Genomic DNA, 11419 nt, shown 5'->3' with positions numbered 1-11419 from the left:
TGAATTGACACCGTTTTGGTGTAGATATCAGGTGAAGTGTTCGAATAAAAAGCGTATCTTCAGCACGGTTTTACCATGACGGCTTTCTGGACCCTGAACATGCGCATTTGCGGAGCAAAATGTGATTCAAACGCTCTTTGATTTTCCTACATATTTTAAGTTTTTTATCGGTTTGTTTGCGCTGGTAAACCCGGTGGGGATCATTCCCGTCTTTATCAGTATGACCAGCTACCAAACAGCCGCGGCGCGAAATAAAACCAACCTGACGGCAAACCTGTCGGTGGCCATTATTCTGCTTACCTCTCTGTACCTTGGTGATGCGATACTCCAGGTGTTCGGGATCTCGATTGATTCCTTTCGTATTGCGGGCGGAATTCTGGTCGTGACCATCGCGATGTCGATGATCAGCGGCAAGCTGGGCGAAGACAAACAAAACAAACAGGAAAAATCAGAAACCGCGATCCGCGAAAGCATCGGCGTGGTGCCGCTGGCTCTGCCGCTGATGGCAGGCCCTGGCGCAATCAGCTCCACCATCGTGTGGGGGACGCGTTATCACAACTGGGTTCACCTCATCGGTTTCTCCGTGGCGATTGCGCTTTTTGCGCTTTGCTGTTGGGGGGTATTCCGTATGGCTCCCTGGCTCGTTCGCCTGCTGGGGCAGACGGGTATTAACGTGATAACCCGTATCATGGGGTTGTTGCTGATGGCGCTGGGCATCGAATTTATTGTGACCGGGATCAAAAGTATTTTCCCTGGCCTCCTGCATTAACAATTTCATTTGAAAGAGCGGAGCCTGTGGCTCCGTTTTTTTTACGTGATTATCAGTAAATCATATAAATAAAGTTGAATATCACACAGGCTATAATAAATTCCGCTAATAATGAACCTTCGTTACATTTCAGCCGGTTACCTACTCTACCCACACTGCTCTGAGCATAATCCATTCAATCACACTGTTATTTTACTCACACCATACTCTGGGGCTTGCTGCGCGATACCCGAAATGATATTAGTAAATTCAAGATTCCCTTAGAGGAATGTGCTAAATAATAATCAATTGTTAAACTTTTGTACAAAATCGGTTGATGGTAGCGCAGCGACGCGCGCAGAGAGGACTTTATCTCTATCTAACTGAATACCTAAGTTTTTTTAAGGTATTAAATGTTCGGCATGGCTGCCCCCACGCAAAACCTCGCTCTGTAAAAGAGAATTGCTTAACAAATTTGCAAAATGTATTGGCGGGAGCCTGCGCCATTTGGTACTTTCCGGCCTTATATTTTGCGGCATTAAACAAGTAGATGAGAATAGTTATCATAGAAATGTTTCTCATCTCTCAACATCGCGCTTCGACAGGGGGCGCGTGACGAATCGACGCAAGACCCCGTACGAGCGGTCAGTAATAAAAAAGTCGGTGATAGCAAGCAGTAAAAAGAACCTGGCGGCAGCAAAAAAATCTCCTGCGCTGCACAGGCCCCGACAGGGGAATACACAGCTGGCGAAGGCCGGTAATTATAATGAGTGGAGTATCAACACAATGACCATCATCACAAAAAAAAGCCTGGTAGCGGCGGGTATTTTAAGTGCGCTAATCGCGGGCAACGTTGCAATGGCTGCAGACGTCCCGGCAGGGGTTCAGCTGGCAGAGAAGCAAACGCTGGTGCGTAATAACGGGGCAGAAGTGCAATCTCTTGATCCGCACAAAATTGAAGGCGTGCCGGAATCTAACGTTAACCGCGATCTGTTCGAAGGTCTGCTGGTGACTGACGTAGACGGCCACCCGGCGCCGGGCGTTGCGGAAAAGTGGGAAAATAAAGATTTTAAAGTGTGGACTTTCCATCTGCGTAAAGATGCGAAATGGTCCGACGGAACGCCTGTTACCGCAGAAGATTTCGTTTATAGCTGGCAGCGCCTGGCGAATCCAAATACCGCCTCCCCGTATGCGAGCTACCTGCAGTATGGTCATATCGCCAATATCGATGACATCATCACCGGTAAAAAACCCGTTACCGATCTGGGCGTTAAAGCAATTGATGCGAATACTTTTGAAGTGACGTTGAGCGAGCCTGTTCCGTACTTCTATAAGCTGCTGGTTCACCCATCCGTTTCTCCGGTTCCAAAATCCGCCGTTGAAAAATTCGGTGAGAAGTGGACGCAGCCGGCCAATATCGTGACCAACGGCGCGTACAAGCTGAAGGACTGGGTGGTCAACGAGCGCATGGTGCTGGAGCGTAACCCGCAGTACTGGGATAACGCGAAAACCGTCATTAACCAGGTAACCTATCTGCCAATCTCTTCCGAAGTGACGGACGTTAACCGCTACCGTAGCGGTGAAATCGACATGACCTATAACAACATGCCGATTGAACTGTTCCAGAAGCTGAAAAAAGAGATCCCGAAAGAAGTGCACGTAGACCCATACCTGTGCACCTACTACTACGAAATCAACAACCAGAAGGCACCGTTCACCGACGTGCGCGTGCGTACCGCGCTGAAGCTGGCTCTGGACCGCGATATTATCGTTAATAAGGTGAAAAACCAGGGCGATCTGCCGGCATACAGCTACACCCCGCCTTATACCGACGGCATGAAGCTGGATAAACCAGAGTGGTTCGGCTGGACGCAGGAAAAACGCAACGAAGAGGCGAAAAAACTGCTGGCCGAAGCCGGTTATACTTCTGACAAGCCGCTGACCTTCAGCCTGCTGTACAACACCTCCGATCTGCATAAAAAACTGGCGATTGCCGTGGCGTCAATCTGGAAGAAAAACCTGGGCGTCAACGTTAAGCTGGAGAATCAGGAGTGGAAAACCTTCCTCGACACGCGTCACCAGGGCACCTTCGACGTTGCGCGTGCGGGCTGGTGTGCGGACTATAACGAACCGACATCCTTCCTGAACACCATGCTGAGCGACAGTTCTAACAACACGGCGCACTATAAGAGCCCGGCGTTTGACAAGCTGATCGCCGATACGCTGAAAACGACAGACGATGCGCAGCGCGCCGATCTGTACGCGAAGTCTGAAGCACAGCTCGATAAGGATTCTGCGATCGTTCCGGTTTACTACTACGTCAACGCCCGTCTGGTGAAGCCGTGGGTCGGTGGATATACCGGTAAAGACCCGATGGATAATATCTCTGTTAAAAACTTGTATATTATCAAGCATTAATGGCAATGAGTGGGGCGGGTAACCTCGCCCCACGGTGTCTAACCATCGTCACATAATATAGGCACACGCCAGAAGGTACGGGCAATGTTAAAATTTATCTTTCGTCGCTGTCTTGAAGCGATTCCAACACTCTTTATTCTCATCACTATTTCCTTCTTTATGATGCGCCTGGCGCCGGGAAGTCCATTCACCGGTGAACGCACTCTGCCACCAGAAGTCATGGCAAACATCGAAGCGAAATACCATTTAAACGATCCCATCACCACCCAGTACTTCAACTATCTGAAGCAGCTGGCCCACGGTGATTTTGGTCCATCATTTAAATACAAAGACTATTCCGTGAACGATCTGGTGGCGTCGAGCTTCCCGGTATCGGCCAAATTAGGCGCGGCGGCATTTATTCTCGCGGTGGTTCTCGGGGTCACTGCGGGCGTTATCGCTGCGCTGAATCAAAATACCAAATGGGATTACGCGGTGATGGGGGTGGCAATGACCGGGGTCGTCATACCCAGCTTTGTTGTTGCGCCGCTGCTGGTCATGATATTTGCTATCACGCTGAAGTGGCTGCCCGGGGGCGGCTGGAACGGCGGGGCGCTGAAATTTATGATCCTGCCTATGGTGGCGCTGTCCCTGGCGTATATTGCGAGCATCGCGCGAATTACCCGCGGCTCGATGATTGAGGTTTTACACTCGAACTTCATCCGCACCGCGCGCGCTAAAGGTCTGCCGATGCGCCGAATTATTTTCCGCCACGCTCTTAAGCCCGCGCTGCTGCCGGTGTTGTCCTATATGGGGCCTGCCTTCGTCGGTATCATCACCGGCTCAATGGTGATTGAAACCATTTATGGTCTGCCGGGCATTGGGCAGCTGTTTGTGAACGGGGCGCTGAACCGCGACTATTCGCTGGTGCTGAGCCTGACGATCCTCGTGGGAGCGCTGACCATTCTCTTCAACGCCGTTGTCGATGTGCTGTATGCCGTTATCGACCCGAAAATCCGTTACTAACTGGGGCACGCCATGATGTTGAGTAAGAAAAACAGCGAGGCGCTGGAAAACTTCAGTGAAAAACTGGAAGTGGAAGGCCGTAGCCTCTGGCAGGATGCGCGTCGGCGCTTCATGCATAACCGCGCGGCCGTCGCCAGCCTGATCGTGCTGGTCATTATCGCGCTGTTTGTAACGCTGGCGCCAATGCTGTCGCAGTTCAGCTATTTTGATACCGACTGGGGCATGATGTCGAGCGCCCCGGATATGGAGTCCGGACACTATTTTGGCACCGACTCATCCGGCCGCGACCTGCTGGTCCGCGTGGCGATTGGTGGGCGCATTTCGCTGATGGTGGGTATCGCCGCTGCGCTGGTGGCGGTAGTGCTGGGCACGCTCTACGGTTCGCTCTCCGGCTACCTGGGCGGCAAGGTGGATTCCGTAATGATGCGCATACTGGAGATCTTAAACTCCTTCCCGTTCATGTTCTTCGTCATCCTGCTTGTGACCTTCTTCGGGCAAAACATTCTGCTGATCTTCGTCGCTATCGGGATGGTGTCGTGGCTTGATATGGCACGTATCGTGCGTGGTCAGACGCTGAGCCTTAAGCGCAAAGAATTTATCGAAGCCGCGCAGGTTGGCGGTGTTTCTACGGGGAATATCGTGGTGCGCCACATCGTCCCGAACGTGCTCGGCGTGGTGGTGGTTTATGCCTCGCTGCTGGTGCCTAGCATGATCCTGTTTGAATCCTTCCTGAGCTTCCTGGGGCTGGGCACGCAGGAGCCGCTCAGCAGCTGGGGCGCATTGCTGAGCGACGGCGCAAACTCGATGGAAGTCTCGCCGTGGCTGCTGCTGTATCCCGCGGGCTTCCTGGTCGTGACCCTGTTTTGTTTCAACTTTATCGGCGATGGCCTGCGTGATGCCCTCGACCCGAAAGACCGCTAAGGAGCGCCGTCATGACGATTATAGAAACGGCACCAGCGCCACGGGCGCAGCAGCAGAACAACGTTTTGCTGGATGTTAAAGACCTCCGCGTCACCTTCGGCACGCCAGACGGCGACGTAACGGCGGTTAACGATCTCAACTTCAACCTGCGCGCGGGTGAAACGCTGGGGATCGTAGGGGAATCAGGCTCCGGAAAATCGCAAACGGCCTTTGCGCTCATGGGGCTGCTGGCGCAAAACGGGCGCATCGGCGGTTCGGCCACCTTTAACGGCAGGGAGATCCTTAACCTGCCGGAGCATGAGCTGAACAAGCTTCGCGCCGAGCAGATCTCCATGATTTTCCAGGACCCGATGACGTCCCTGAACCCCTACATGCGCGTCGGCGAGCAGCTGATGGAAGTGCTGATGCTCCACAAAGGGATGGGCAAAGCCGAGGCCTTCGAAGAGTCAGTCAGAATGCTGGATGCGGTGAAAATGCCCGAAGCGCGCAAGCGCATGCGTATGTTTCCGCACGAGTTTTCCGGGGGCATGCGCCAGCGCGTAATGATTGCGATGGCGCTTCTGTGCCGGCCAAAGCTGCTGATTGCGGACGAACCTACTACCGCGCTGGACGTGACCGTTCAGGCGCAGATCATGACCCTGCTTAACGAGCTTAAGCACGAGTTCAACACCGCCATTATCATGATCACCCATGACCTGGGCGTTGTCGCCGGGATCTGTGACAAAGTGCTGGTGATGTACGCAGGGCGCACCATGGAGTACGGCAACGCGCGCGATGTGTTCTACCAGCCCGCGCACCCGTATTCAATTGGCCTGCTGAATGCCGTCCCACGCCTTGATGCCGAAGGGGACTCGCTGCTGACCATTCCGGGCAATCCGCCAAACCTGCTGCGTCTGCCGAAAGGCTGTCCGTTCCAGCCGCGCTGCCCGCACGCGATGGAAATTTGCAACAGCGCACCGCCGCTGGAGCCATTTGCACCAGGCCGCCTGCGCGCCTGCTTTAAGCCGCAGGAGGAGCTGGTATGAACGCGGTTGATGAAAAAAGAAACGTACTGCTCGAAATTGCCGATCTCAAAGTGCATTTTGATATTAAAGACGGCAAACAGTGGTTCTGGCAGCCATCGAAAACCCTGAAGGCGGTCGATGGCGTGACGCTGCGCCTGTACGAAGGGGAAACGCTGGGCGTAGTGGGCGAATCGGGCTGCGGTAAATCAACGTTTGCGCGCGCGATAATCGGCCTGGTGAAGGCGACCGACGGCCGCGTGGCGTGGCTGGGTAAAGATCTGCTGGGCATGAAGCCGGACGAGTGGCGCGCCGTGCGCAGCGACATCCAGATGATTTTCCAGGATCCTCTGGCGTCGCTTAACCCGCGCATGACCATCGGCGAAATTATCGCCGAGCCGCTTCGCACCTATCATCCAAAAATGTCCCGTCAGGAAGTGCGCGACCGCGTGAAGGCGATGATGATGAAGGTCGGGCTGCTGCCTAACCTGATCAACCGCTACCCGCACGAGTTCTCCGGCGGCCAGTGCCAGCGTATCGGCATTGCCCGCGCGCTGATTCTGGAGCCTAAGCTGATTATCTGCGACGAGCCGGTTTCCGCGCTTGACGTGTCGATTCAGGCGCAGGTGGTCAACCTGCTGCAAAAGCTCCAGCGTGAAATGGGGCTGTCGTTAATCTTTATTGCTCACGATCTGGCCGTGGTTAAGCACATTTCGGACCGCGTTCTGGTGATGTATCTGGGACATGCGGTGGAGCTGGGCACCTACGACGAGGTGTACCACAATCCGCTGCACCCCTACACGAAGGCGCTGATGTCTGCGGTGCCCATTCCGGACCCGGACCTGGAGAAGAATAAAACGATCCAGCTTCTGGAAGGGGAGTTGCCGTCACCCATCAACCCACCTTCGGGATGTGTGTTCCGCACGCGCTGCCCGATGGCCGGGCCGGAATGCGCACAAACGCGACCGGTACTGGAGGGCAGTTTCCGACATGCGGTTTCCTGCCTTAAAGTAGACCCGTTATAATCGCAAGGGCTGACATGACGTCAGCCCTTATTATTTGCGAGGTCAATGTGTCGCGATTATTCACGTCGGTTCGCCGACGGCTTTATCATTTATTATTTGATCCTGAAACCGTCTCGGGCCGCCGCTTCGAGGGGCTATGTGGGCTGTTTGCGCTGCTGAGCGTAGCGATCATTTTTGTGGAGTCCGGTGCCGGGACGCAATATCACCTGACCTTTGACGAGTGGCACATATTTGTCTGGCTGGAGCTGATCGTCACTCTGGTATTTACGGCGGAATACGTTCTGCGGGTGATTTGCTGGCCCGATCCAAAAAAGTATGTGTTTAGCTTTTGGGGATTTATCGATCTCGCCACTATTCTGCCGCTGTACGTCATGTGGCTGTGGCCGGAGATTAGCCTGAGCTATGTTTTTGCATGGCGGGCAATGCGCGTTATTCGCGTATTACGCATCCTGAAGCTGCTGCGCTTTATGCCATCGCTGCGGGTATTTTGGGTGGCGATAAAGAGCGCGCGTCACCAGCTGATTCTCTTTTATGCTTTCATCGCCATCGTGATGATTGTATTCGGCTCGCTGATGTATTTAATTGAGGGGCCTAAATACGGTTTTACCACCCTTAACGCGTCCGTCTATTGGGCGATTGTTACCGTTACAACGGTGGGCTATGGGGATATTACGCCGCACACGCCGCTTGGCCGGATTGTGGCATCGGTGCTAATTCTGATCGGCTATTCGGTGATTGCCATCCCGACCGGGTTAATTACCACGCACATGAGCAGCGCGTTTCAGAGCCGCAAGCAGCAGCGAAAATGCCCTAAGTGCGAGCAGGGCAATCACGAGCACGACGCGCGGTTTTGCAACCGCTGCGGAAACGAACTGCCTGAATAAATAAAAAAGGCTGCGTCAGCAGCCTTTTTTATTATTCGCGCCAGAGAATATGGCACAGCTTGTGGTCTTTCTCGCGGCACAGCAGCACGCGGGCGAATATGTCGTTAATTTCGCCGCCGTCCTCATCGGCCAGGCCGATAACCACCTCCGCGAAGAAGTCCGGGTTGAGGTCGAAGTCGACGTGCTCGGCCCAGTCTTCGGCAGGATCGAACAGCTCGGCGCCGCCGCGTTCTTCAAACTGCAGGTTAAAGAGAATCACGTCCGCGGGATCGAGGTTATCAACCGCCAGTTCGAGAAAAATGTCGTAAGCCTGCTCGAGCGTTTCGTCCTCGGTCAGGCGATTGTTCAGATCCATTTCCATGATGACACCCTGTTTAACATCGTTGGGCACGTTTTACAGCAACGGGCTAAAGAAGTAAAACAGTCGTTCGGCAATTCGCTGCCACAGCGGACGTTTCACCCACAGGCGGGCATCGAGCAGGCGAGATCGGGAGATATAGTCGTCCTGAACGGCGGCTAAATCACCGCCAAATCCGGCGTCGTCGATCACCAGCGTAATCTCAAAATTGAGCCACAGGCTGCGCATATCCAGGTTGACCGTCCCCACCAGGCTCAGCTCTCCGTCCACCAGCACGCTCTTGGTGTGCAGCAGCCCGCCTTCAAACTGGTAGATCTTCACGCCCGCGGCCAGCAGCTCGCTGAAGAAGGCCCGGCTTGCCCAGCCCACCAGCAGCGAATCATTTTTACGCGGCATAATGATGCTCACGTCTACGCCGCGCTGTGCGGCGGTACAAATGGCATGAAGCAGGTCATCGCTCGGCACAAAATACGGGGTGGTCATGATGAGATATTCACGCGCCGCGTAGGTTGCGGTCAGCAGCGCCTGGTGAATCAGGTCTTCCGGGAAGCCCGGGCCGGAGGCGATGGTGTGGATAGTGTGCCCGCTGGCCTCTTCAAACGGCATGATATTGCCGTCCGGCGGCGGAGGCAGGATACGCTTGCCGGTTTCAATCTCCCAGTCGCAGGAGTAAACCACGCCCATAGCGGTCGCGACCGGGCCCTCCATGCGGGCCATCAGGTCAATCCATTGCCCAACGCCGGAGTCCTGCTTAAAGAAGCGTGGATCGACCATGTTCATGCTGCCCGTGTAGGCAATGTAGTTATCGATCAGGACCATTTTACGGTGCTGGCGAAGGTCCATGCGGCGCAGGAACACGCGGAACAAATTCACCTTCAGCGCCTCAACCACCTCAATGCCCGCGTTGCGCATCATCCCCGCCCAGGGGCTGCGGAAAAACGCGACGCTTCCGGCGGAGTCCAGCATCAGGCGGCAGTGGATGCCGCGGCGGGCGGCGGCCATCAGGGATTCGGCCACCTGGTCGGCCATACCGCCCGGCTGCCAGATATAGAAAACCATCTCGATGTTGTGCCGCGCCAGCTGGATATCGCGGATCAGCGCCTGCATAACGTCGTCGGAAGTGGTCATCAGCTGCAGCTGGTTTCCCTTCACGCCCGCAATGCCCTGTCGGCGCTCGCAGAGCTTGAACAGCGAAGACGCCACGCTGCTATTCTCTTCCGCGAAGATGTGTTTACAGGCCTTCAGATCGTTAAGCCACTTTGCCGTCGAGGGCCACATGGCGCGCGCCCGCTCGGCGCGGCGCTTGCCGAGGTGCAGTTCACCGAATGAGAGGTAGGCGATGATGCCGACCAGCGGCAGAATATAGATGATCAATAGCCAGGCCATGGCGGAAGGGACGGCTCGGCGCTTCATCAGGATGCGCAGCGTCACCCCCGCGATTAATAGCCAGTATCCCAGAATGACCAGCCAACTCACCACGGTGTAGAAGGTTGTCATAGGTAAAAAATCCTTTTGAAAGCGTATTGTTAAGAGTGTACGCATAAGGATTCATCTGGCAAATAAAAACGGCAGATAAAAGCGCTGGTTTGCCGCAGGGTTGGGTTTATAATGGCGTTTCCGTTAGAGGATGAGTTGTAAACATGAAGCGCAGTAGAACAGAAGTAGGGCGCTGGCGCATGTTGCGACAGGTCAGTCGTCGCAAGGCCCGCTGGCTGGAAGCACAATCTCGCCGCAATATGCGTATTCACGCCATCAGAAAATGTGGATTGAACCGACACCGCAACGCGTTGCTGTTCATCTCCCAGGATATCTGAGCACCATGAGGGCACCGCTAAGGTGCCCATCGTTTTTCAGGGCTATTAAATTTCGCAGTCTCTCCCTCTTAATACCCGCGATATACTGTCTCTTATTTTTAGAAACAATGGCTAACGTTCGAGGAAATGGCAATGAAGGGAAAATGGAGAATCGCTCTGCTAGGGATCGCCTTATTAAGCGGATGTACCAGTAGCAAAACGTCACCGGAAAGACATGCGTATTATTTTGTATCGCATAAATCCAGCTTTATTGGCGGAAATTATACGTCTAGCGTTGGGCAAAACTATCGTTTAAACGTCCCCCAGTTCCGAGAGCTCTATGCACGCGGAAAATCAGACCGCGCGGCCGGGCGAACGGCGGCAGAAGCCGGTGAATATGCGCAAAGCATCCGCGACCAGCTAAAGAAAGAGGCGAATACCGACCATGCCTATACGGGCAACGCGAACGACACCTGGTCGACGCGGATGGAAGAGAAAGACGCGATTTTATTTGGTAACGCGCTGGCGGCGACTTATCTTGACGGCTATAACGGCGTACAATAGCAATACCGTTTTGGGAATATTGCCGCTATTGCGATATTCCCTTTGTTTTTTCAAAAGGAGAGGGCAGTGTTTGCGGAGTTTGGTGTATTGAATTTCTGGACGTATGTTGTCGGCGCATTTTTCATCGTGCTGGTTCCAGGACCAAACACCTTGTTTGTACTGAAAACAGGGATTGGCCACGGCGTCAAAAAAGGGTATTTGGCCGCGACGGGCGTATTTATTGGCGATGCGGTGCTGATGTTTCTGGCGTGGGCCGGCGTGGCGGCGCTGATTCAGACGACGCCGGTGTTGTTTAACATCGTGCGCTATCTCGGCGCGTTTTATCTGCTGTGGCTGGGCGGGAAAATGCTCTGGTCGGTAGTGACCCGTCAGAATGCCGCGCATGAGAGCGGCGCAGAACCGGCAAGCATGATCATGAAACGTTCGCTGGTGCTCAGCCTGACCAACCCGAAAGCGATCCTGTTCTACGTCTCTTTCTTCGTGCAGTTCATCGACGTGAACGCAGCAAACACGGGAACCTCGTTCCTGATCCTCGCCACCACGCTTGAGCTGATCAGCTTTATGTACATGAGCTTCCTGATCTTCTCCGGCGCTTTCGTGACCCGCTACCTTAAAACCAAAAAGAAACTGGCTAAGCTGGGTAACGGGCTGATAGGTCTGCTATTCGTAGGATTCGCGGCGCGCCTGGCGTCGCTGCACTGA

The 11419-nt window shown here is 54.3% G+C and carries 12 protein-coding genes; 10 read left to right on the top strand and 2 right to left on the bottom strand.

All coding sequences use genetic code 11. The features are described 5' to 3' along the window. Window positions 1-121: 121 nt before the first annotated feature. The 7 genes from V1599_RS14780 to V1599_RS14750 all read left to right on the top strand — a co-directional run bounded on the left by V1599_RS14780 (window position 122) and on the right by V1599_RS14750 (window position 8002). Window positions 122-769, top strand: coding sequence for a YchE family NAAT transporter (locus tag V1599_RS14780; protein WP_112011645.1), 648 nt, complete (start codon window positions 122-124; stop codon window positions 767-769). A 765-nt stretch (window positions 770-1534) separates the two neighbouring features. Then, entirely contained in the window at window positions 1535-3166 is a 1632-nt protein-coding gene (gene oppA, locus V1599_RS14775) for an oligopeptide ABC transporter substrate-binding protein OppA (RefSeq protein ID WP_112011647.1), read from the top strand. Between the two features lie 84 nt (window positions 3167-3250). Beyond that, window positions 3251-4171, top strand: coding sequence for an oligopeptide ABC transporter permease OppB (gene oppB, locus V1599_RS14770; protein ID WP_112011648.1), 921 nt, complete (start codon window positions 3251-3253; stop codon window positions 4169-4171). Between the two features lie 12 nt (window positions 4172-4183). Further along, window positions 4184-5092 carry an oligopeptide ABC transporter permease OppC gene (gene oppC, locus V1599_RS14765; RefSeq protein WP_112011649.1) on the top strand — a complete coding sequence of 303 codons (909 nt, stop codon included), beginning with the start codon at window positions 4184-4186 and terminating at the stop codon, window positions 5090-5092. A gap of 11 nt (window positions 5093-5103) precedes the next feature. Further along, window positions 5104-6117, top strand: a complete 1014-nt coding sequence (locus tag V1599_RS14760; RefSeq protein WP_297120700.1) for an ABC transporter ATP-binding protein — start codon at window positions 5104-5106, stop codon at window positions 6115-6117. Next, window positions 6114-7118 (top strand): murein tripeptide/oligopeptide ABC transporter ATP-binding protein OppF, encoded by a 1005-nt coding sequence (gene oppF, locus V1599_RS14755; RefSeq protein WP_112011651.1) that lies wholly within the window; start codon window positions 6114-6116, stop codon window positions 7116-7118. Before V1599_RS14760 ends, oppF begins: the two co-directional genes overlap by 4 nt. 14 nt (window positions 7119-7132) lie before the next feature. Next, window positions 7133-8002 (top strand): ion transporter, encoded by an 870-nt coding sequence (locus V1599_RS14750; protein ID WP_395300330.1) that lies wholly within the window; start codon window positions 7133-7135, stop codon window positions 8000-8002. A 31-nt stretch (window positions 8003-8033) separates the two neighbouring features. Here the strand turns inward: V1599_RS14750 and V1599_RS14745 are convergent, their stop codons facing one another. Then, the gene (locus V1599_RS14745; RefSeq protein WP_003856748.1) at window positions 8034-8363 is read right to left on the bottom strand and encodes an HI1450 family dsDNA-mimic protein; all 330 of its coding nucleotides are present in this window, start codon (window positions 8361-8363) and stop codon (window positions 8034-8036) included. A 33-nt stretch (window positions 8364-8396) separates the two neighbouring features. Beyond that, the gene (gene cls / locus V1599_RS14740) at window positions 8397-9857 is read right to left on the bottom strand and encodes a cardiolipin synthase (protein WP_112011652.1); all 1461 of its coding nucleotides are present in this window, start codon (window positions 9855-9857) and stop codon (window positions 8397-8399) included. Window positions 9858-10000: 143 nt separating this feature from the next. Here cls and V1599_RS14735 point away from each other — a divergent pair, with 143 nt between their 5' ends. The 3 genes from V1599_RS14735 to leuE all read left to right on the top strand — a co-directional run bounded on the left by V1599_RS14735 (window position 10001) and on the right by leuE (window position 11419). Beyond that, window positions 10001-10174: a YciY family protein gene (locus tag V1599_RS14735; RefSeq protein ID WP_146745774.1), complete on the top strand. Its 174-nt coding sequence runs from the start codon at window positions 10001-10003 to the stop codon at window positions 10172-10174. A 132-nt stretch (window positions 10175-10306) separates the two neighbouring features. Further along, the gene (locus V1599_RS14730; RefSeq protein ID WP_395300329.1) at window positions 10307-10717 is read left to right on the top strand and encodes an Exc2 family lipoprotein; all 411 of its coding nucleotides are present in this window, start codon (window positions 10307-10309) and stop codon (window positions 10715-10717) included. 66 nt (window positions 10718-10783) lie between these two features. Then, window positions 10784-11419 carry a leucine efflux protein LeuE gene (gene leuE / locus V1599_RS14725; protein ID WP_112011654.1) on the top strand — a complete coding sequence of 212 codons (636 nt, stop codon included), beginning with the start codon at window positions 10784-10786 and terminating at the stop codon, window positions 11417-11419.

The sequence above is a fragment of the Enterobacter sp. ECC-175 genome (assembly GCF_043968675.1).
Taxonomy (GTDB): domain Bacteria; phylum Pseudomonadota; class Gammaproteobacteria; order Enterobacterales; family Enterobacteriaceae; genus Enterobacter.
This window is presented reverse-complemented; position numbering and strand designations above follow the sequence as displayed.